Origin of the sequence: Fodinibius salinus (genome assembly GCF_008124865.1) — a bacterium.
Taxonomy (GTDB): Bacteria; Bacteroidota; Rhodothermia; order Balneolales; family Balneolaceae; genus Fodinibius; species Fodinibius salinus.
Window position 1 is genome coordinate 371,909 of the sequence record NZ_VNHY01000001.1, and the last position, 23,061, is coordinate 394,969.

General features: G+C 42.0%; 19 protein-coding genes. 10 read left to right on the forward strand and 9 right to left on the reverse strand.

The genetic code is table 11. The features are described from left to right. Nucleotides 1-6 precede the first annotated feature (6 nt). Together LX73_RS01615 and LX73_RS01620 are read right to left on the reverse strand one after the other, a co-directional pair. Nucleotides 7-999, reverse strand: a complete 993-nt coding sequence (locus LX73_RS01615; RefSeq protein WP_148897718.1) for a vWA domain-containing protein — start codon at nt 997-999, stop codon at nt 7-9. Next, complete coding sequence (locus LX73_RS01620; protein WP_148897719.1) at nt 996-2,114, reverse strand: hypothetical protein; 1,119 nt, start codon at nt 2,112-2,114, stop codon at nt 996-998. Before LX73_RS01620 ends, LX73_RS01615 begins: the two co-directional genes overlap by 4 nt. A gap of 104 nt (nt 2,115-2,218) precedes the next feature. Here LX73_RS01620 and LX73_RS01625 point away from each other — a divergent pair, with 104 nt between their 5' ends. Next, nucleotides 2,219-3,535 (forward strand): peptidoglycan DD-metalloendopeptidase family protein, encoded by a 1,317-nt coding sequence (locus tag LX73_RS01625; protein ID WP_148897720.1) that lies wholly within the window; start codon nt 2,219-2,221, stop codon nt 3,533-3,535. On the opposite strand, the gene LX73_RS01630 is transcribed toward LX73_RS01625, so the two are convergent. Next, a complete protein-coding gene (locus tag LX73_RS01630; RefSeq protein WP_148897721.1) occupies nt 3,503-4,378 on the reverse strand; it encodes a DUF58 domain-containing protein in 876 nt (291 codons plus the stop codon). The two genes, LX73_RS01625 and LX73_RS01630, sit on opposite strands and share 33 nt — an antisense overlap. A gap of 339 nt (nt 4,379-4,717) precedes the next feature. On the opposite strand from LX73_RS01630, the gene LX73_RS01635 reads away from it, so the two are divergent. The 8 genes from LX73_RS01635 (at nt 4,718) to tkt (ending at nt 12,928) form a co-directional block, all read left to right on the forward strand. Further along, nucleotides 4,718-5,044: a helix-turn-helix domain-containing protein gene (locus LX73_RS01635; protein ID WP_148897722.1), complete on the forward strand. Its 327-nt coding sequence runs from the start codon at nt 4,718-4,720 to the stop codon at nt 5,042-5,044. A gap of 93 nt (nt 5,045-5,137) precedes the next feature. Next, nucleotides 5,138-6,250, forward strand: coding sequence for an alanine dehydrogenase (gene ald, locus LX73_RS01640; protein WP_148897723.1), 1,113 nt, complete (start codon nt 5,138-5,140; stop codon nt 6,248-6,250). Between the two features lie 210 nt (nt 6,251-6,460). Continuing rightward, nucleotides 6,461-7,261: a ParA family protein gene (locus LX73_RS01645; RefSeq protein ID WP_148897724.1), complete on the forward strand. Its 801-nt coding sequence runs from the start codon at nt 6,461-6,463 to the stop codon at nt 7,259-7,261. A 14-nt stretch (nt 7,262-7,275) separates the two neighbouring features. Beyond that, entirely contained in the window at nt 7,276-8,217 is a 942-nt protein-coding gene (locus LX73_RS01650; RefSeq protein ID WP_148897725.1) for a ParB/RepB/Spo0J family partition protein, read from the forward strand. After that, on the forward strand, nt 8,201-8,833 hold the full coding sequence (locus LX73_RS01655; protein ID WP_148897726.1) for a DUF5683 domain-containing protein: 633 nt from the start codon (nt 8,201-8,203) through the stop codon (nt 8,831-8,833). Before LX73_RS01650 ends, LX73_RS01655 begins: the two co-directional genes overlap by 17 nt. A 6-nt stretch (nt 8,834-8,839) precedes the next feature. Beyond that, the gene (locus tag LX73_RS01660) at nt 8,840-9,544 is read left to right on the forward strand and encodes an LOG family protein (protein ID WP_148897727.1); all 705 of its coding nucleotides are present in this window, start codon (nt 8,840-8,842) and stop codon (nt 9,542-9,544) included. Nucleotides 9,545-9,758: 214 nt separating this feature from the next. Beyond that, on the forward strand, nt 9,759-10,781 hold the full coding sequence (locus tag LX73_RS01665; protein WP_148897728.1) for a tetratricopeptide repeat protein: 1,023 nt from the start codon (nt 9,759-9,761) through the stop codon (nt 10,779-10,781). 140 nt (nt 10,782-10,921) lie between these two features. Next, nucleotides 10,922-12,928: a transketolase gene (tkt, locus tag LX73_RS01670; RefSeq protein ID WP_148897729.1), complete on the forward strand. Its 2,007-nt coding sequence runs from the start codon at nt 10,922-10,924 to the stop codon at nt 12,926-12,928. 13 nt (nt 12,929-12,941) lie between these two features. On the opposite strand, the gene LX73_RS01675 is transcribed toward tkt, so the two are convergent. Then, nucleotides 12,942-14,087 carry a PP2C family protein-serine/threonine phosphatase gene (locus LX73_RS01675; RefSeq protein WP_148897730.1) on the reverse strand — a complete coding sequence of 382 codons (1,146 nt, stop codon included), beginning with the start codon at nt 14,085-14,087 and terminating at the stop codon, nt 12,942-12,944. A gap of 129 nt (nt 14,088-14,216) precedes the next feature. On the opposite strand from LX73_RS01675, the gene polA reads away from it, so the two are divergent. Next, nucleotides 14,217-16,994 carry a DNA polymerase I gene (polA, locus tag LX73_RS01680; protein ID WP_148897731.1) on the forward strand — a complete coding sequence of 926 codons (2,778 nt, stop codon included), beginning with the start codon at nt 14,217-14,219 and terminating at the stop codon, nt 16,992-16,994. Here polA and LX73_RS01685 read toward each other — a convergent pair. The 5 genes from LX73_RS01685 to lon form a co-directional block, all read right to left on the reverse strand. After that, complete coding sequence (locus LX73_RS01685) at nt 16,991-17,383, reverse strand: DUF2914 domain-containing protein (RefSeq protein WP_148897732.1); 393 nt, start codon at nt 17,381-17,383, stop codon at nt 16,991-16,993. The two genes, polA and LX73_RS01685, sit on opposite strands and share 4 nt — an antisense overlap. A gap of 84 nt (nt 17,384-17,467) precedes the next feature. Beyond that, nucleotides 17,468-18,091 carry a trimeric intracellular cation channel family protein gene (locus tag LX73_RS01690; protein WP_148897733.1) on the reverse strand — a complete coding sequence of 208 codons (624 nt, stop codon included), beginning with the start codon at nt 18,089-18,091 and terminating at the stop codon, nt 17,468-17,470. A gap of 110 nt (nt 18,092-18,201) precedes the next feature. Next, nucleotides 18,202-19,326, reverse strand: coding sequence for a DUF6588 family protein (locus LX73_RS01695; RefSeq protein ID WP_148897734.1), 1,125 nt, complete (start codon nt 19,324-19,326; stop codon nt 18,202-18,204). A gap of 77 nt (nt 19,327-19,403) precedes the next feature. Further along, nucleotides 19,404-20,330 (reverse strand): ribosome small subunit-dependent GTPase A, encoded by a 927-nt coding sequence (gene rsgA, locus LX73_RS01700; protein ID WP_148897735.1) that lies wholly within the window; start codon nt 20,328-20,330, stop codon nt 19,404-19,406. Between the two features lie 98 nt (nt 20,331-20,428). Then, entirely contained in the window at nt 20,429-22,957 is a 2,529-nt protein-coding gene (gene lon, locus LX73_RS01705) for an endopeptidase La (protein ID WP_148897736.1), read from the reverse strand. Nucleotides 22,958-23,061 lie beyond the last annotated feature (104 nt).

The window sequence follows — 23,061 nt, forward strand, 5'->3', positions numbered from 1 at the left end:
TGATTGCTACTCAATTGCTTTTCTGAAAAGGAACTGGTCAGAAACAAGTGCGAGAATAAACAACAGGATGGCAGGCAACAGAAATCGCGGATACAGATCGGTGTAATCCGTGTAGATAATCTCATCGATTTCTGATTTTTCGAGTTGGTCTATCTTGTTATAAATTTCTTTAAGACTTTCGGTATCTGTAGCACGAAAGTAGGCGCCGCCCGTCATGTTAGCAATCTGTTTGAGCATTTCTTCATCAATATTTACTTCAATATTGCGTGTACGACGCCCAAAAACGGGATCATTGACAGGGTAAGGGGCGGTACCCCGTGTTCCGGCGCCAATGGTATAAACTTTAATATCGTACGAAAGTGCCAGGTCGGCGGCTGTAACAGGGTCAATTTCACCGGAATTGTTTTGTCCGTCGGTAAGCAGAATGATGACTTTACTTTTGGCCTCACTTTTTTTCAAGCGGTTGACAGCTGTGGCTATGCCCATGCCGATAGCCGTTCCGTCTTCTACTGTGCCCATTTCTACGTCACCAAGAAGTTTTTTGAGTAAATCATAATCCAAAGTAGGGGGCACCATGGTAAAACTTTTGCGGGCAAAAAGGACGAGCCCAATGCGGTCTGAAACACGTTTATTGATAAAGCTTTTAGCAACGTCTTTGGCCGCTTCCAGTCGATTGGGTTTAAGATCTTGGGCTTTCATAGAAGTTGAAATATCAAGCGTAAGCACAATGTCGATACCTTCAGCATTGCGCTCTACTGTGGTGTTTTCGTACTGGGGGCGAGCCAGTGCAAGCACTACGAGTCCGAATGCAATCCATTGCAATATCGGTGCAGCCCAAATGCCGTACGAACGCCAGCTTTTGGATAGTTTTTGCAACTCTGAGGTATCCGAAAACAGAAGGCTTGGAGTGTTTTTCCAGCCGATCTTCCAGACATGATATCCGATAATCGGAATCAGTAAAAGTAATAACCATAACCATTGTGGATTTGCCCAACTCATGCTTCACCCTCTGTGGTCTCTTGCTGTTCTTGTTGAAAACGACGGCGTTTCTTCTCCATTTTTTTACGGTGTCGGCGACGAAGGTAATCGATACGGGGACTGTCAACTTCACTGGCGCGACCCAGAAATTGATTAGCTTTTGCTATGGCACGGTTAGCTTGTTTGGTCGTAGGTGTAAAGTTAGCAAACTTGACCATGTCTGCCTCTTGTAGTACTGCTTTTGTGTCTTCAAGAAGCTTGTCATCTACTGCACGTTTTTTAAGCATTAATAGTAGTTCTCTGCTGGTGGATTCCAATGCAGGCAGAGTATAGGTGGATTCGTAATATTGTCGAATAGCATCACCCAGCGTGATGTAGAATTGCTTGAATTCTTCCTGAGTTTGAGGATTGGCGTCCTCGAGCTTTTTAATAGATTGTTGCAGCTGCGTAATGGGGTTGGTGAAAGCCGTAGGCTGAAATGATGGCTGGGATTCTGGTTCTTTTGTCTCTTCCTGTTTTTGATAATAATAGTAGTAATACCAATAACAACCAGCGCCGATAAGGAGTAATCCACCTAAAATGTAAGGCCACCATGCAGATGCAAAAGCGAAAATAGGTTTTAGGGGACGGAAAGATTGTTCTTGCTCAGAAAGTACGCTGCTAAAGCGTATTGGCACGGGATTTGTATATTGGGTAGTGGTATCTTGTCCCAGTATCAGCATCACCGGTAGTTGGGGAATGGTAGTATCAGCGGTACCAAAGAATTGTATTTTGTAGGCTACACTATCTTTAAAAGATGAAGCTTGGTATTGTTTACGGGATCGAATATCAAAGACGTCACCAAAATTTGAGGAGTCGGGAAAGATGATCTTATCGTATTCTTTGTTGCGGTCCAGCACAATGGTGTAGCCAAAAATATCTCCTACCTGTAGTGAGTCAATAGCTGCAAACTCACTTACCGACTGTGCATTGGCATGGGTTGCAAAAAGGCTGGTAACACCAATACAGATAGTGATGATAAAATTTCGCAAAGTCTTTTTACTCACTTTTTTGCCGGTGATAATTCTGTGTGATTTGCAATGTTTATCAGTAGTTACCGTTAATACCGCCGCTAAAAATAGAAAAAATCTATCCATTCAGAAAAACCTATACCACAGATAAAATAATTAAGATTATTTTGATGTGAATTCGATTTATGAAAATGCTATGTTAGCAGACAGTTTTTAAAACAAGAAATACTATGTATCGCATAATTTTATTAAGTATTGTTGGCTTTGGGATAATCATGGGATGTAGCCCTGACCGGCCTGTTGATAGCGATCAGTCAAAAGAGGTTACAGTAGCTGCTGCAAAAGATACCATGTGTATTCCTCATCAAGATAAATTTGGGCTCCCTATCAATGGAATAAAAGTGGCAGATTATACTGTCAAACGAAATGAAAGCCTATATCTTATACTTAATAAGCTGGGGTTTAATGCTCAGGAAATATATAATGCTTCGCGTCGGGCAAAACAGGTTATAGATTTAGATAACTTTAAGCCTGGTCAACGATACCGTGTATATTTTTCTGCCGACAGTACGAATCGGGTCAAAAAACTTCTTTGGCAGCCGAGTAAATTGGAATATGTTGTTTTCAACTGGACACAGGATTCGTTAGAAATTTCTCGAGCTGCCCGGCAGCTGAATACCAAAAAAGCGATGTTCTCGGGTACGATAGAGAACTCACTTTATAAAACAATTCATCGACAAGGCGCCCATCCTGTTTTAGCGTATAAAATGGCCAATATTTTTGCATGGCAAATAAATTTTTTTGGATTACGTCCCGGCGACTCGTTTAAGGTATTGTACGATAAAACATTTGTCGAAGATGAATTTTTAGGAGTGGAAAATATTTTAGCTGCTGAATTTACTCATCGTGGGGAGACCTACAAAGCCTATAAATTTAGCCGAGGTGGGATTGACGGGTATTTTGATGAGGAAGGGAATAGCGTGGAAAAGGCCTTGCTGAAGGCTCCATTTGAATTTAACCAGCGCATTAGTTCAGGTTACACCTCAAGTCGTTATCATCCGATCCTAAAAAAAAATATGCCGCATCGCGGGGTAGATTATGCAGCACCTGTTGGTACGCCAGTATTGGCGGTAGGGGATGGGGTTGTTACCGAAGCGCAATATCGCGGTGCTAACGGTAATATTATTAAAATAGATCATAATTCTACCTACCGGACGGCCTATTTACACCTCCATGGATTTGCGGACGGTATTCACCGTGGAGCTTCCGTAGAACAGGGACAAATTATTGGGTATGTTGGTTCTACAGGTCGATCCACAGGTCCGCATTTGGATTATCGATTGTATAAAAATGACCGTGCTGTCAACTCCCGAACAGTTGATTTACCATCTTCAAAGGGTATACCAGACAGTTTGATGGATCATTTTATGGAAAGGAGAGAAGCATTGGCTCGTCAGCTCGAAAAGGATAAGGAAAAACAAAAAATAACGTCTCTGACTGCTGACGTACAGTGGTTAGTACCGATGTACACGGCGGCGAAAAAATGACATCAGCGGACGAACGTAAGAAGTATTTGTGTTTAACTCGATAGTATCAATTTTCATCCGTAAAAATTGATCCCGCAGTTCGTTTTTGAGGGCTTTCCGTTGTTTTTTGTATTTCTTTCGGATAGCTTCGCTGGATGAATCAACCAATACTTCTTCACCCGTTTCGGCATCGCGGAGCGGAATAAGTCCCAGATCAGGTAGTTCATCCTCGAGCTCATCATTGATTAGGATATTTACCAAATCGTGTTTCTGGCTGGTGATTTTCATTTGCTTATCGTATCCCTCATCTTGAAAGTCACTAGCAAGAATGACAATAGCGCGACGGTTCAGCAGCCGATTTACGTAAGAGAGTGCACCGCTCACATCTGTGCCGGTTCCTTGTGGCTCGTTGGTTAACAATTCGCGGATAAGTCGTAATACATGCTTGCGGCCTTTCTTGGGTGGAATCACCTTTTCAATTTCATCCGAAAAGAGTACAAGGCCTACCTTGTCGCCGTTTTTGATGGCACTAAAGGCCAGTACGGCACATATTTCGATAGAAAGTTCTCTTTTGCTTTGATTGTGGCTGCCAAAAATTCCGCTGGCAGAAATATCTACGCACAGCATCAGGGTTTGTTCACGCTCTTCCTCGAACTGCTTGATGAAAGGGTCGCCGGTACGGGCAGTAACATTCCAGTCGATCTGACGAATGTCGTCGCCATAGTTGTATTCACGGACCTCCGAAAATTCCATTCCGCGCCCTTTAAAGGCTGATTGATATTCACCACCTAAGATATTGTTAACCATTCCTTTAGTTCGAATCTCGATCTTTCGAACTTTTTGGAGTATCTCTTTTGAAATCATAATCCGGATTTTTACTTACATGATCATTGCAAGGATAATGCAATTACGTGGTATTTGAAAGCTCAAGATTTAGGTATTTTTGGGAGCCTCTAAATGGGATATAAGTTTTGTTTTTTATGAAAAAAAGCTGATATTACTGAGCGCCCTGAAACGGGTGTCTCTCTTGATGAATAGTCAGGGCCTCACAACTGATACTTGTGAGGCCTTATTTTTTTTAAAAAAGGGATTTGCCGATCTTTGTTCTTAATTGATGAGTCTGCTTTAGACTTTTAATTGCCCATCTTCTAGAACAGTTCTTAACAGTTTATTAATGGTTAGGTAACTGTTTGTTCAGATGAAATGCTTGTATTACAGCCTATCATATTTTTTGATACAGTTATACATCAGCACATGATTATTGGAAATAAATTTAGTGAAAAGTACCATCAATTTCTTATTGAGATTGGAAAGTTAGCGAATGGGGATACATCATTAAAAATTTCAGTTAAAGACATTAATACAAATCTATGTCTTGATCGCACAGAGATTAAGAACCTCTTGGAATATCTGGAAGAGCTGGGTTACATTAATATCCAGACTATTGGTGGGCCCTTGCTTTATGGCCATATCTCTATTACTGAATCGGGTTTGACAAAATTTAGAGAGCTTGAAAAACAAAAAGAGTAAAGAAAGTCATGTTGTTATATTAATTTTCTGATAAAATTTACCTACCTTTTGCACGGATTTTATCAACTTATTTACTAACAAAACTTTATAACTATGGTTATTGGTGTACCAAAAGAAATTAAATCGCATGAAAACCGAGTAGCTCTTTTGCCCGGGGGCGTGATGAAAATGAAACGTAACGGTCATGATGTTCTCATTGAAAAAGGAGCTGGCATAAATAGTGGGTTCCCCGATGAGAAATATGAAGAGGCCGGAGCATCTATTGTTGATGATGTGGACAATCTATGGGAACAATCAGAGATGATCATGAAAGTTAAAGAGCCTATAGAAGTAGAATATGACCGGATGCAGGAGGGACAAATAATCTTCACTTATTTTCACTTTGCTGCCAGCCAAACGTTGACTGAAGCCGTTGTTGATTCGGGATGTATTGCTATTGCTTACGAAACTGTTGAAAAAGCTGATGGTTCCTTGCCGTTGCTGGTGCCTATGAGTGAAGTAGCCGGACGGATGGCTTCGCAGGAGGGGGCCAAATATCTTGAAAAATCACAGGGCGGCCGTGGAATACTGCTTGGAGGTATCCCCGGCGTAAAACCAGCCAATGTAATGGTGATTGGCGGCGGCATTGTAGGGGTTAATGCTGCAAAAATTGCTGCCGGCATGGGCGCCAATACAACCATCATGGATATTGATATGCAGCGTTTGCGCTATCTGGATGATGTAATGTCAGATAATGTGGACACCATGTTTTCCTCACAAGCGAATATCAAAAGCTTGCTCCCGAATACTGATATGATTATTGGTGCTGTACTCAAACCCGGAGCAAAAGCTCCCCACTTGGTTACTCGTGAAATGTTGGGAGATATGCAGAAAGGGGCAGTATTAGTTGATGTGGCAATTGATCAGGGCGGTTGTTTTGAAACCTCAAAACCTACCACCCATGAAGATCCTATCTACGAAGTTGATGATATCGTTCACTACTGCGTAACAAATATGCCTGGTGCTGTTCCCTATACTTCAACACTGGGGCTCACGAATGTAACGCTGTCTTATGCCGTGAATATTGCTAATAAAGGCTGGAAGCAGGCGTTACAAGACGATAGTGAGCTGCAAAAAGGACTCAATATTGCTAACGGACAGATTGTTTACCGTGATGTAGCTGATGCCTTTGACATGCCTCATACCGATATATCCGAGGTAGTATAATGGATCTTCGGGAATATTATTTCCCGGTTTTTCTGGTAAAAATAGGCGTAAAATAAATTATTAGCTGATAAGTTGTAATATCATGTGATGCAGTCTAATAGGATTGTTGATAAGTGGGTTAACAATTTGTTAATAAGTATTTTTGTTTACCGAGTAACATCCTATTATATTTTCTTTTCACAGCGTTATTAATTCTTATATACTTTGCACATGGGTAAAATCATTTCCATTGCCAATCAAAAAGGAGGTGTTGGTAAAACAACATCCGCTATTAATCTAGCTGCAAGTTTGGCTGCTGTTGAACATTCTACTCTTCTTATTGATATTGATCCGCAGAGTAATACAACCAGTGGGCTTGGAATTGAAGCCAAGACCATAACCAACTCTATTTATGAGGTTATGGTAGGCGGGATTGAGGCCGCTGATGCTGTTTGTGAGACGGAGCTTCCCTTTTTGGAAATTCTGCCTTCTCATATTAATCTTGTAGGAGCAGAGATAGAAATGATTGATCGGGATGAACGCGAACGCATCCTGGAGAAAGCCATTGGCGATTTAAAAGACCAGTACGATTTTATTGTGATTGACTGCCCGCCTTCGTTGGGGCTTCTTACCATTAACGCTCTTACGGCATCACACTCGGTGCTTATTCCCGTACAATGCGAATATTTTGCGCTCGAAGGGCTCGGACAGTTGTTAAACACCATTAAGATCGTACGACAGCATTTGAATACCGAACTCGAAATCGAGGGCGTGCTTCTTACAATGTATGATGGACGTACACGGTTGTCTGATCAAGTAGCTGATGAGGTCCGCAAATATTTCGAGGATCGTGTTTTTGAGTCTATTATCAACCGTAATGTTCGCTTGGCAGAAGCACCCAGCTTTGGTAAACCCGCGGTGCTGTATGATTCGACGAGTGTTGGGGCAGAGAATTATTTGGCACTGGCCCGCGAAATTATTCATCGAAATAAAGATTTGTTTGAAAATAGTCCTGTGCTGGCTGAAAGTTAAACCGTTGATCATTTATGGCTTCAAAAAAAGTTTTGGGTAAAGGTTTAGGTGCTTTTTTTCCGGAATATAATGAGGATGATGAGGCGTCAACTTCTCAAGGTGAATCGGAAGCTAGTCAAGAGGGGGAATCGCCGTATGTAGAGCCCAAAAAGCGAGTTAATGTAGTACTTGAAGTGCCGGTTGAGAATATACGTCCCAATCCGCATCAGCCTCGCAGTGAGTTTAATAAGGATCGCCTTGCTGAGCTTGCTGGTTCTATCAAAAAGCATGGATTAATTCAACCGATCACCGTTCGGTATATTGGTGAAAAACGATTTGAGCTAATCAGCGGAGAACGTCGCCTGCGCGCAGCAAAACAGGCAGGTATTGAAGAAATCCCTGCTTATATTCGTGAAGTAAATGACGAAGATATTATTTCTTTTGCGCTGATTGAGAATATTCAGCGCGAAGATTTGAATCCTATTGAAGTAGCTTTAGGTTATCAGCGTCTGATAGAAGAAGCCGGATATACTCAGGCAGAAGTAGCCGAACGGGTGGGAAAAAGTAGAACGACTGTTACGAATATGTTACGGTTGTTGAACTTGCCAGCTTATATTCAGGCCGGCCTTCGAGATCAGCAGATATCAATGGGGCACGCGCGGGCTCTTCTGCCGGTAGAAGATGAAGAGGATCAGAAAGAGATTTTTAATAAAGTCATCGACAATGGCTACTCTGTAAGAAAAACCGAAAAGGCTGTAAATGCACTTTCCAAAGAGCCTCAACAAAAACAAAGTGCTGAGACTGAAGAAGATGATAAAAATGAGGCTATATTAGATGAAATATCTGACCGTCTGCGCCGTAAGCTAAGTACAAAAGTTAATATTAAGCCCAAAAAGAATGGTGGCGAAATACATATCGAATATTATTCGGATGATGAACTCGATCGCCTGCTCGATTTGTTTGATTCTATTTCTTAGCCTTTCTCTTGTTGGAGTTTTAGCTACTACAGGTTATTCGCAGTCACCGATTTCGGCGAAAGAGAACTTTCTTGCCTCACAGCTGCAAAATCCTACTTACTTTAATGCAGCTACTGATACCACATGGTCAGATCGTAATCCTGGGTTGCCGAATCCCAAAAGCGTAATGTTTAAATCCATGATGATACCCGGTTGGGGACAGGTGGCGAATGATCAGATTTGGAAGGTACCTATTGTCTATGGTCTTTTAGGGGGGCTGGGATGGTACAGCGTACGCATGACTAAACGATACCATGATTACAGAGCCGCTTTTTATAATCTGAATCCCAAGACGCCTGATGATATGAAATTTGGTCCTACTCCGGGATATATTTCTCAGAATGCAAATACTGAACAGCTTAGATCCATACGAAATAAGTTTCGTAACCGCAGAGATCTGATTTACGTGGGTATTTTTTTGGCGTATGGACTTAATATTGTTGATGCATTTGTTTATGCTCACATGCGATCATTTGATGTGTCAGATGATCTTAGCTTAAGGACCAATATAGGCCCGACAGTTACGGCTCAGGCCGCGCCGGGATTTTCGTTATCAATAGATTTTGTAACAAGGTGATTATTTATGAGTAATTCTGAAAAAAAGGAACAACTACAGGTCCCTGAGAAATTTGATGAAACGCATTCCAGTGATACTTGGAGTGTTTTTAAAATTATGGGAGAGTTTGTGGAGGGATTTGACAAGCTGTTCAAAATTGGACCGTGTGTGTCCATTTTTGGATCAGCACGTACTCCTGAAGAAGATCCATATTATGAGATGGCGCAATATGCGGCCAAAGAAATGACTAAGCAGGGGTTTGGAGTTATAACTGGCGGCGGTCCGGGTATTATGGAGGCGGCCAACCGCGGAGCACAGCAAGGTGGCGGTAAATCAGTAGGAGTAGGTATTACCTTGCCCCATGAACAGGGATTAAATAAATATGTGGATGAGGATTATACCATTTACTTCAATTATTTCTTTGCTCGTAAGGTAATGTTTGTAAAATATGCGCAGGGCTTCATCGTTTTTCCGGGTGGTTTTGGCACCTTGGATGAGTTTTTTGAAGCATTGACCTTGATTCAAACAAATAAAGTATCAAAATTTCCGGTGGTCTTAGTTGGTACTGATTATTGGGGTGGTCTTGCTGATTGGATTGAAACGAGAATGGTGGAGAAAGGAACTATTGCTTCAGATGATGTAAATTTATTTCATCTGACTGATGACCCTGATGAAGCGATAAATATTGTATGTGATTTTTATCAAAAGCATACGCTTAGCCCCAATTTTTAGACTACCTGTTGCAATAAGTTCATATTATTATTTACAATAAATATCGATATTTACTGTTATAGTAATAATTGAAACAAAATTTTAGCTTTGGGATATTAAGTTACAAAGGAAAGATGTTTTAAAGTTGTTAACTAATGTATATTTCCTTTTAAAAAGGATATTTAATTAGTTACTTTAGTTTGTTTTTAAAATCTAACACCAAACTGTACGAATAATGAAGTTCTTAAAATTAAGTCTTACAACCGTAATAGTAAGCATTTTGTTATTGGGATTGAATATGCAGGCCAATGCCCAGAGTAAAAGAGCTGCTATCAAATCTTATAATAAAGCTCTTGACCTTTCCAAATCCGGTGAATATGAGCAAGCGATTAATGTTTTAACTCAAGTAGTGGTACAAGCCGAAGAATTGGGTGAAGAAGGGAAAGATATTCTCAAACGTTCGCAACAAAAGCTGCCGCAGGTTCACTATCAGCTGGCTATTGAAAAATACAAGGCATTTAAAAATAATAAGAACTTGGAGAATATTGATGCGGCTATTGAAGAATTTAGAAATACAAAAGATGTAGCCGAAGAATATGGTGATGATAAACGAGCCCAGAAAGCAAATGGGATTGTTACTCAGCTCATGTACAGCAAATCACTAGTACAATTTAATCAGTCAAATCATGAGCAGGCATTAGCTACTTTAAATCAGGTCATTGAACGCAATGCCAACTATGCCAAGGCCTATTACCAGAAAGGAATTGTGATAAAGAATATGGATTCCAAAAATTTGGAGAAGGCTATAACACAGTTCGACAAAGCTATAGAAGTAGCTGAGGAGACGGGTGATAATCAAATTGTTACCAAAGCTCGTAAATCTGCTCGTGACGAACTTGTATATCGTGGCGTTAAGGCTACAGAAAATAAAAAAGTTGATCGTGCACTTGAGCTTTTACAACGTGCGTTAACCTACGATTCTAGTTCTGCCAAAACACATTACCGACTGGCAGAAGCGTATAATAAAACACAAGATTGGCAAAAAGCTCTCGACCATGCACAGAAAGGACTTGAAAACGAAAGTGGTGGAAAAACAGAAAAGGCCAGAATTTACTTTGAGCTTGCTACTGCCTATCAGGGAATGGGTGATAAGGAAAATGCGTGCACGGCTTTTGGCAACGCAGCCTATGGTTCATTTAAATCACCGGCAGAACATGCTATGGAATATGATCTTAAGTGCGAAAATACTACCAACTAGAGTATAATAGTTACCTACTCTTACAAGGCCTCCGAAACGGAGGCCTTTTTTATTTTATAGACTTTTATGTGGGTTGGTCTTTAACTATTTTTGGCCTCCTGTTTAAGATTTTAATCATTAATTTTGCCATACATTCCACCATGGACCATAACATAAAATCGCTCGACGAATTATGTGTCAACACCATAAGAACGTTATCAATGGATGCTGTGCAAGCAGCAGAGTCGGGCCACCCGGGCATGCCGATGGGGATGGCCGATGCTGCCTATGTACTATGGACTCAATTTTTGACGCACGATCCTGCACATCCCAACTGGTATGACAGAGATCGATTTGTCTTGTCAGCGGGCCATGGATCTATGCTTCTGTATAGTCTTTTGCACCTTACCGGTTACGATTTATCATTGCAGGAGCTTAAAGATTTTCGCCAACTGGATAGCCTTACACCCGGTCATCCCGAATATGGACATACACCCGGCGTAGAAACAACAACCGGTCCGTTGGGACAGGGGTTTGCTACAGGCGTCGGAATGGCAATGGCAGAGCGGCATATGGCAGCCAAATTTAATGAAGAGAACTTCGAAATTACTGACCATTACACATACGGTATCGTTAGTGATGGAGATTTAATGGAAGGCATTTCGCAGGAGGCGGCATCACTAGCCGGACATCTGGAGCTTGGAAAAATCATTTATTTATATGATGATAATGAGATTTCTATTGACGGCAGCACAGACTTAGCTTTTACTGAAGATGTAACACAGCGGTTTCAAGCAAGCGGATGGCACACCGAAGAAATTGACGGTCATGATCGCGGTGCGATATCAAAAGCAATAGAGCAGGCACAGGCTGAACCTAATAAGCCATCACTTATCCGTTGCCACACCCATATTGGATTTGGGAGCCCAAACAAACAGGACAGTGCTGCATCACACGGAGCTCCACTGGGAGAAGAGGAACTGAAAAAGACAAAAGAAAATCTGGGTTGGGATCCCAGTGCTAAATTCCATATTCCCGAGGATGTACTCAATCATTTTCGTTCAGCTAAAGAGGAGGGGGCGCAAGATTACGAACAGTGGAAAGTACTTTTTGAAAATTATGAAGAGGAGTACTCGAATCAAGGGCAAACATTTTCTGCGGCATTATCGCGTGAGCTTCCCACTAATTTTGATAACGTTCTGCCGAATTTTGAGGCCGATGCAGAGGGAATGGCTACCCGCGCCGCTTCGGGTACGGTCATACAGTCGCTTGCGGCAGAGGTTCCACATCTTTTAGGGGGATCAGCTGATTTAACCGGCAGTAATAAAACGTGGATTGATGACGCCGGCATTTTTGATTCTTCTGATTACAGTGGACAAAATATCCACTTTGGAGTGCGTGAGCATGCTATGGGAGCAGCTCTTAATGGTATAGCTTTGCACAAGGGAGCCATACCATTTGGTGGCACATTTTTAATTTTTTCTGACTATTGCCGTCCGGCCATTCGAATTGCAGCCCTTTCTGAAATCCCCTCAATATTTGTATTTACGCACGACAGCATCGGATTGGGTGAAGATGGTCCTACCCATCAGCCTGTTGAGCATTTGGCCTCGCTACGTGCTATGCCTAATACCTTGGTGCTTCGTCCTGCTGATGCTAATGAAGTAGCATGGTGTTGGAAGGCAGCGCTAGAACATACAGAAGGACCATCGCTGTTAGCCTTAACTCGACAAAGTATTCCTGTTTTTAGGCGTAATACTGATAATGATGTTTCTCAAACAATGCGCGGTGCATATATTTTGGCAGATTCTGAACAAGACCAGCCGGATGCCATTTTAATGGGCAGCGGATCAGAAGTACAGTATGCTGTAAAAGCCAAGCAGATCCTTGCAGAGCGTGATATTGATGCTCGGGTAGTAAGTATGCCCTCGTGGGAGCTATTCCGTCGGCAGGAAGAGGAATACAAGCAGCAAGTGTTACCCAAAGAAGTTACAGCCCGCTTGTCGGTAGAGGCAGCTGCTACGCTGGGATGGCGCGAATGGGTAGGTACCGAAGGAACAACAATTGGACTTGATCACTTTGGCGCTTCTGCTCCTTACCAGGATATTTATAATAAATTTGGGATTACACCGCAACGAATTGCCGACGAAGCTGAACAACTGGTATAAGCGTAATCACTCACTACTTTTTGTGATGCACACATGTGAATGTGATATCATCAGTTTGATTTTCGGTACCCATAAAATTTTCCAGCGATGATGTTATTTTTTGGATAATTGTTTTGGCATGTAGGGATCCATATACGCTAAGAATGCCGTCCAACCGGTCTTCACCATAGGCTTCTCCCAGTTCATTACGCGCCTCCGTAAGCCCATCGGTGTAGAAAAGAATGCTGTCGCCGGGCTTGAAATGAAATTTCTTTTCTTTGAGGTGTGCTTTGAGATTTTCAGAAGAAGTCATTCCCAGTGCGTAACCGTCAGAGCGTAAATCAAAGGTAGCATCCCGTTCATTACTGAAAAACAGAGGGGCATTGTGACCTGCACGTGCAAAAATAAAGTTGTCTTCATCATTAGGGAAAAACGCAGCACAAGCGGTAACAAATGTTTGATCTCTAATACTGGATTTCACATAGTTGTTGAGTTCGATAAATAGTTCTTTGGGCCCCGGGTTATTTTTTTCGATGAGGAGGTGAACAAGCGCCTGCATACGAACCATATACAATGCGGCAGAAAGTCCTTTGCCGGCCACATCAGCGATGATAATATACGTACCTGTTTTTGTTTCAATAATATCCACATAGTCGCCACCAACATATTTAGCTGTATTGGCAAAAGAGTAAATTTCAAGAAGGTCCTTCTTATGCTCCATGTTGGGTAGCAGGCTCAGTTGAATTTCACGAGCAAGGTCCATCTCACGTTTTACATCCGATTTTTCAAGTAACTCCATGAGCAGAAGCATCAACATAGATCCAAAAGCAAAAGGCAATAAAAGATCATAGAAGATGATAAAACCCGATATCTGAAAAAAGCTGAAGAGATAATGACCCAGAAAGGCGACGAGTGAAAGTCCAAATAAAAGTCTTCTTGTAGGATTAAGTCGCTGGGTAAGAGATGAAAACAAGCGCAAAAATTTGACATGTCCCGGTAAATCGGAAACTTTTGTTTGCTCTGAATCTTCATGTAAGGCATCCACATAGAGCTGTTTCAACCGGTCAGTATCATCGGTAAACTCTTTACCAATACGTTCCCGGGTCATCCCGGAGACATATTCCTTATAGAATGATTTTGTATTTTGAAACGCTGATTGTGCTTCGTTTTTTAGTCCCATATAAAATGATCATTTGCGTGTTGATGTATAGTACTTATTCGAAAAGGATTGCAAAAAGTTTTACCTTTCTTGGGTCGGCAAATAAGTTCGAGATCAATATTTCATTAATTACAAAAAAATTAAACCAGAATGTCGAAAAGTCTTTTATTTTTGCTAGATGGTATGGCTTTGGCATACCGTTCTCATTATGCATTTATCAACAGTAATTTACAGAATTCCGAGGGTATTCCCACAGGACCAATTATGGGATTTGCCAATACCTTGGAAAAACTGCTTGATGAGCATGAACCCAGTCATATTGCGGTTGTATGGGATACTGATGCCCCAACTTTTCGTCACAAAATGGATGAAGATTATAAAGCCAATCGCCCGCCGCAGCCCGAAGAGCTCACTGTCGGAATTCCACTGATCAAAGAGATGCTGGATTATTACGGCATCGAAAATATTGAACAGGATGGTTTTGAAGCTGATGATATTATTGGGACGATAGCTGATCGTGCTAATGCAGAGGATGTGGATGTCTTTTTAGTGACTCCGGACAAAGATTTTATGCAGCTTGTGCACGATCATATTACAATGTATAAGCCCGATAATCAGGAAGGTGGATTTAATCTCATAGATCGTGAGGGTGTAAAAGATTATTTTGGTGTTTATCCCGAAAAGGTGATCGATGTATTAGCCATTTTGGGTGATAAATCTGATAACATTCCCGGCGTTAAGGGTATAGGCAAAAAAGGAGCCCCGAAACTTATCAATAAATATGGTACGCTGGAGGCTGCTATTGAAGATGCACCGAATATGAGTTCAAAACGACACCGTGAAGGGCTTCAGGAATATGAAGAAGAAGCGCTGCATGCAAAGGAGATGGTAACCATCAAAACGGATGTGCCCAATACGATTAATTGGGAAGATTTGGATTGGGATGGGGCCCACGACGAAGAGCTTGGCGAATTTTTTAAACGGATGGAATTCCGTAGACTCACCAAGCAGTATCTCGGAGAGGAAATCGAGCGATCTATGGATAAAAAGTCTGAGCCAGCGGATGAAAACCAAGGAGACCTGTTCGTTAGTGATGATGAAGGATCATCATCGTCATTAGATCATTACGAGGAGGAAGAGGTAAAGTATCAGTTAATAGATACTGCCGAAGAGTTAAAGGATTTAGTAGCAGAACTTCAGGGAAGTGGTACCCTCTGTTTTGATACTGAGACCGATGGTATAGATCCAATAGAAAATGATTTAGTGGGTATTTCACTGTCTGTCGAACAGGGAACGGCCTATTATGTTCCGGTAAATGTTGAAGGCGGCATTGATCTTGATGAAGCAAGATCACTGTTAGAACCACTTTTTACGAATGAAGAGTCTTTAAAAGTGGCTCATAATTTTAAGTTTGATTATATGATGCTCCGCCGGGCCGGATTAGATGTTAAAGGACAGGCTTTTGATACGATGATTGCCGGTTATCTGCTTGATGCCGATCAGAAGTTAAAAATGGATAAGCTAACCCAAAAATATTTGAATTATGAGACTATTGAGATTACTGAATTGATCGGAGAGGGACGGAAGCAAAAAACGATGGATGAGCTTGATCCTTCTGAAATTACGGTATATGCATGTGAAGATGCAGATATTACCTTACAACTTTATAAGGTATTGTCCGAAGCATTGGCTGAGGACGATCTAACTGAGATTGCAGAGACCCTGGAGTTTCCATTGATGGAAGTATTGGCCAAGATGGAGCTTGATGGTATACTGGTGGATCGGTCAATGCTGGAGGATTTTTCGGGTACCTTGCGCGAAGATTTACTGGAAATTGAAGAAAAAATTTATGAGAAAGCGGGCACTGAGTTTAATATCAATTCTCCCAAGCAGCTGGGAGAAGTACTGTTTGACCGAATGGGATTGCCGCCGGGCAAGAAGACAAAGACGGGGCAATATTCGACTGCTGAGTCGGTACTTAAAAAGTTGGCAGCTGACTATGAGATGCCGGATCTTATTCTTGAGTACCGGGCATTAAAAAAATTAAAATCAACCTATGTTGATGCACTTCCAAAACTGATTAATGAAGAAACGGGACGCATCCATACAGATTTTAATCAGACCATAGCTGCAACGGGACGTTTAACCTCTTCGAATCCGAATTTGCAGAATATTCCCATTCGTACGAAGAGGGGACGAGAAATTCGCAAAGCATTTGTAGCTCCCGAGGGCATGCAGTTGCTTTCGGCGGATTATTCGCAGGTGGAACTTCGCGTAATCGCATCAATGTCGGGAGATGAAAATATGATTGAGGCTTTTAAAAACGACGAGGATATTCACTCTCGTACGGCTAAAGAAATTTTCGATCTGGAATCCATTGATAATGTTACTTCAGATCATCGCCGTAAGGCTAAAGAGGTAAACTTTGGTATCCCTTATGGAGTAAGTGCTTACGGCTTAGCTAACAGGCTGGGCATTAGCAATGATGAGGGCAAGAAGATGATTGATCAGTATTTTGAGCGTTTTCCAGGTATTTTAGAATACATTAACGAAACCAAGGAATTTGCCAAAGAGCACGGTTATGTAAAGACACTGATGGGACGACGCCGGTATATTCCGCAGATTAATGCCGGCAACTGGAATGTCCGTTCTTATGCTGAACGGACGGCCATAAATATGCCCATACAGGGAACAGCCGCCGATATTATTAAACAGGCCATGATTGATATCCAACGATATCTTGAAGAGCATCAACTGGAAACGAACATGCTGCTACAGGTGCATGATGAACTTATCTTTGAAGTCCCCGATCAGGAGTGTGATACCACACCTGCGAAGCTTAAGGAACTTATGGAAGCAGCGTATGAACTTTCATGTCCGCTAAAGGTTGATATGGGGTTAGCCGATGACTGGCTTGAGGCACATTAATTATGTATGGTGAAAGATTGTTCCGCAATCACATTTCCCTTACTGTCTTCAACTTCTACGCGCCAATCTCCTGTCCAGGTTGGTAAAATAGATTTTGAACTCCAGGTTCGCCAGCGCGAACTGGGAGCGATAGTTAAGGGTATGCGTGCTTTCTCTTCGCCATCATAATACCAAGCATGATTAATTTGAGTGCTGTCTGTGGCATCTTTGATTATTGTATAACAATAGATTGTGCCAACATCAGCAGTAAAAGTAGTGTCAATGCCTATGGCTTCGTGTTTTTCAACAGCGGTAGCCAGTTTGATATCCTCAACTTCTAAGTTTTGGGCGTGAGCGATGCCAGAAATAAATAAGAAAAGAGCTAAAAGAGATACTTTATAAATGTTCATAGCAAGAAGATTAAATTAATGACCGTTGGGTGTGTCATCTTATTATGATAAATGATACATACTTTTAGGTATCATTAACAAATATTATTCCTCTAGCTTAAACCGTGGAAGGTGTAAGTTCCACTGTATAGCTGCCAGTCGCAGACCAATGACAATGCCCATGCTTAAGATGATAACAAGAGAAGAGGCCCAGCCGGTAAGCTGTAGCAAGAGGTAAGCAGTAGCACCGGCCAGTGCCGCAGTAGCATAGATATCCCGCTGCATGATGAGCGGTATTTCATTACTTAAGACATCACGGATAAGTCCTCCTACGGTACCGGTTATGGCAGCCATAATAACAATTATAACATCATTGGATACGACCGTTTGGGTAATTTGTGCGCCGGTAATGGTGAATACGGCTAGTCCCAGTGCATCCGCCAATAGCAAGAATTTTTGGGGTGGTTCTTTATGACGGGTGTACCAGATGGTTAGAAGTGCTGCTATAATAATTACGGATAAGTAAAGTGGATCTGCAATCCAGAAGACAGGATGTCGGTCGAGCAAAAGGTCGCGCGTGGTACCGCCACCAACGGCAGTGACTACAGCAATGATTACGACCCCTAACAGGTCCAGGCTTTTGCGTCCTGCGGCCAGTGCACCTGAGATAGCAAATACGCCAACCCCAAACAGATCAAGAAGATATAGCAGTTGAATTTCGTCTAGCATTTATTCTTGTTGGTAACTCAGTTCTTGGTAGGCGAACTTTTCATATTTTAAAAGAAAAAAGGGAATTCAACGAAATTGAACTCCCTTTTTGAAATTTACTAATGGGCTGATTATCGAAAGCTGATTCCTGCACCAAGGTTAAAGGTTGAATAATCGGCCAATTTATAAGAGCCTGATATATGAATAACAGAAAGTTTAATTCGAAAGCCGGCTAGGGCATGAAAACTGTTGCTGCCGTCAAGTTCTATATCAATGGGTTCGTCTAAGGTTTCAACTCTGAGTGGCTCTGCTGCAGTGGGATTTGATGGCTGAAAGTTCGGATTTGCACCGACAGTGGGATAGCTTCCCGGGGTAGAAATTGACACAGTTGAAGACTCAAGGCCAATTCCGCCATACACTGAAATAAAAGGTAGTGTCTTTCCAACGAGAGCGTTCGCAGTAAAAGCTTTCGTATCAACGTCAACTTTTTGGCCATCCCAGGTTGATGATTGAGGGGTATATGGATTTTTGACATTATTTCGCCCTCCAACGACATCCTCACCTGTTATTCTAAAACCGGAAAAGACATTCTGCTTGGTATAGCCCACCATAATTGAAAGATCTACAGGAATACGGTTTCCTCCGGGTAACCATTGATTCAGACCGTGTTTTACGCCGAAACCAAACTGTTTAAAGCTACCGTAATCCTGTACTTCAAACTCGGGAATGTACCGTAGCATAATTTCGGTATCTTTGATTAATCCTAATCCTGCTTTTAACTCAGGGGCCGGTACATAACCAAAACCAGTACCGCCGGGAAGGTCAAAATTAAAGAGTTCCTCTTGAATACCATCACTGTCAACATCGTCAAAAGAAGCTAATGTAGGTCCTGAGGCGTCACTACCACTAATAGTTTGAGCTATAGGATTCGCTCCTGCATTTTGCAGTTCTAGTTCCTGTAGTCCAATTTGAGTTACATCAAAAGTTTTATCGGCGCCTGGCACAACGGCAAGTCCCGAAGACAGGGTGATATCAAAACCAAATTTACTGTGCGTTTTTGCGGTATTGGTCCAACCGGTATTAAGTCCGGCTCCAGAGCCATTTCCAAAAGGCTTTAGATATTCTTCGACCAGAATATTGGCATCGTTTATTCCCGACTGTAAAATTTGGCTAACATCTCCGAGTTGTGCTTTGGCAGTATTAGCTGAAAAACCTAAAACAAGAAGAACAATAAATGTTTGAAATAATTTCTTCATAATATTTAGCTAATTAAGGTTAACAGGATCCCTGATGATAATACAATTTTTGTTACTGTTCTATTATACTCTAAATATTAATCATCTTCCAATGATTCAAGCATGTGCAAATAGGATTGATAACGGCTGGCATCAATATCGCCATTTTCAAAAGCCTGAACAACGCCACAGCCAGGTTCATGGCTGTGCGTACAGTTATTAAATTTGCACTGCTTGCGGGGCTCAAGCATTTCCGGAAAGAAAAGGGAGAGTTCCCAAGGATCAAAATTTACGAGCCCGAATTCTCGAATGCCGGGCGTGTCAACCAGGTAACCGTCATTGACCAGCGGCAATAGCTTGGCAAAAGTGGTAGTATGTTTACCCTTTTCATTGTAGGATGATATGTCACGAACTTTGCGATTTATATTGGGGTTAATATGATTCAGTAAGCTTGTTTTCCCCACGCCCGAAAGACCTACCATGACAGATGTTTTTTGGTGCAAATCGTTTTTTAGGGATTCAATAGAATCCTCATCATAGATACTTGTTTGCAATACCTCATAGCCAATTGATTGGTACAGGTCGGTAAGATAATGTACTTGGTGACGAGAATCTTCACACAGATCCATTTTATTAAAGACAATGCGACCGTTCACTTGATAGGCTTCACAGGTTACCAGAAAGCGGTCAATAAACTGCTGCTTTATATTTGGCTTTTTGATGGATTGGACAACATAGGCCTGATCAATATTGGCTGCTAATATTTGGTTCCCTTGCTGGTGGTGCGTTGCTTTACGTATGAGATAGTTTTGGCGATCTTCAATCTCCTTGATACTTCCCGATCCGTCATCATTAATCGTAAAATGTACAAAGTCACCCACCGCAATGGGGTTGGTTAGGGCACTGTTATCAAGGCGAAATCGACCGGGGAGCCTACACTGTATGTTTGCTGTACTTTCCTGCTCATCATAAGAAACTTCATACCAGCTACCGGTTGACTCTACAACTTGTCCACGATGTGCCAAATAAAAAGAAGTTTGGTTAAGAGGTTGTGTTAAGTCTAAAAATAACGAAGTCACCCCGATAAATCGAGGTGACTTCACATTCTTAACAACACAGAAAATTATTCCATGACAACCGTTTCTTTAGTAGCGTCCTGAGACGGTTTGCCATTCTTCTGTTTGTACATCTCACTAACTTCGAAGCGTTTAGCGGGATCTTTAACCGGTTCATCTTCAAGCACAATATCCAGCAGAGGATCCATGCGTTCAAGATATTGGACCTCAAGATCTCCGAGCACATCATCTTCGATTTCGGCTACATCCTTTTCGTTTTTCTTGGGAAGCAGTACCTTTTCGATACCTGAACGCTTGGCTGCCAGTACTTTTTCTTTGATACCGCCAACAGGAAGAACGAGTCCCCGGAGGGTAATTTCGCCGGTCATAGCCAGCGTGCCTTTTACTTTACGCTGAGTAAAGATTGACGATACGGCTGAGAAGATTGAAATCCCGGCAGAAGGTCCGTCTTTAGGCACTGCGCCTTTGGGTACGTGAATGTGCAGATCCCAATAGTTAAATGCTTCTTCAGGGATATTAAGCTCTTCAGAATGGGCCTTAAGGTATGACATTGCCAGCATAGCCGATTCTTTCATTACATCGCCCAGCTGACCTGTAATATGAATTTTACCCGTACCTTTGGATACGCTTGCTTCAATAAAGAGGATATCGCCGCCATAGGGTGTCCATGCCAAGCCGGTAGCTACGCCCGGTACTTTGGTACGTTCGGCGACTTCTGAGAAGTACTTGCGTTTGCCGAGGTAATCCTGCAAGTCATCAGCTTCAACACTGTGGGGCTCATCTTCGCCTTTGGCAATTTTCGCAGCTATGCCACGACAGACTGATCCAATTTCACGTTCGAGTGATCGTACCCCGGATTCACGCGTATATTGGTCAATTATTTTGCTTATGGCGTCTTCGGAAATTGAGATTTGATCTTCATTAAGACCATTTTCTTCGATTTGCTTTGGCATTAAGTGCTCATCAGCAATTTTAGCTTTTTCCTGTAGTGTATATCCGCTGATGTTGATGATTTCCATACGATCTCGCAGCGGAGCAGGAATAGTATCCAGTGAGTTTGCCGTGGCGATAAATAATACTTTCGACAGATCATATTCCAGCTCTAAGTAGTTATCGGCAAAACTATCGTTTTGCTCCGGATCAAGTACCTCGAGCAGGGCAGAGGTGGGATCTCCACGATAATCCGAGCCTACCTTGTCAATTTCGTCAAGCATCATCACCGGATTGCTAGTTTCAGCTTTTTTCATTCCACGCAAAATACGTCCCGGCAGGGCACCGATATAGGTTCTGCGGTGTCCACGAATTTCAGCTTCATCGTGAATGCCACCCAAGCTAAAGCGTTCAAATTTGCGATTTAGTGCCCGTGCAATAGATTTACCGAGTGAGGTTTTTCCCACGCCTGGAGGGCCGTAGAAGCAAAGGATAGGGGCTTTCATATCATTTTTAAGCTTTAGCACAGCCAGATACTCAATGATACGTTCTTTTACCTTTTTGAGTCCATAATGGTCCTCATCAAGTACCTCTTGGGCATTTTCCAAGTCCAGGTTATCGTCCGAATAGGTGTCCCACGGCAGGTCTAAAATCCATTCGATATAATTGTGGATAACGCCGTAATTAGGCGATGAGTTGGGTGTACGCTCAAGCCGTGTAAGTTGCTTTTCAGCTGTTTCTTGTGCCTCTTCGGGCAGATTTTTTTCTTTCAGCTGTTTTCGCAGTTGTTCAACTTCCTGGTGTTGACCTTCTTCTCCCAGTGCTTCTTGTATGGCCTTCATCTGTTGGCGCAGGTAAAAATCGCGCTGTTGTTCATCAATGTCAGATTTGACCTTCGTACGGATCTCTTCGCTCAGATTCAGTACTTGTAATTCTTTGTTCAGGAATTCCATCACGCGTTCAATGCGTTCGGAAAAAGATTGAATCTCAAGAACTTCCTGTTTGTCTTCGATAGAAACATTCAGGTTCGAAGAAATAAAGTTCAGCAGAAAATTGGGACTGCTGATATTGTTGATTGCCACCGAAGCTTCAGAGGGGATGTTCGGAGAGAGGTTGACAATTTTGGTTGCCGTCTCTTTGACCGAACGGATGGAGGCGTCAAGCTCTACGCCCTCAACATCTATTTCTTGTTTATAGGGTTTTACTTGAGCTTTGAAATAAGGATCTTTTTGCAAAAACTCTTCAACTTCAAATGTAGTTTTACCCTGTATAACAACGCTCCGGCTGCCATCGGGCATCTTAATGAGTTTTAAGATTTCTGCAACCGTTCCAACCTTGTACAGGTCTTGCGGATCGGGATCTTCGTTCTCTTCATCCTTTTGGCTGACCACGCCAATCGTTTTATCGGATTCGTATGCTTCTTTAACAAGTTCGAGGGAACGATCACGTCCAACAGTAATGGGAACAACTACTCCCGGAAAAAGAACAGTATTTTTAAGGGGAAGAATAGGCAATTCATCCGGTATTTCGGCATCTGTTAATGCTTTTTCCTCTTCTTCGGACATCAGAGGAATAGCCTGCTCAAAGTCATCAAACTGATCTTCAAGGTCTTCAAAATCGGCAATATTGTTGAAGATGTTATCCATGGATAAATTATTTGTTCAAAATTTTCTTAATTTGATATGTAGTGGTGCAAATAAGAAGCCAAGCTTAAACTGCCTACCAATTAGTCAGGATTACTGGCAAAATA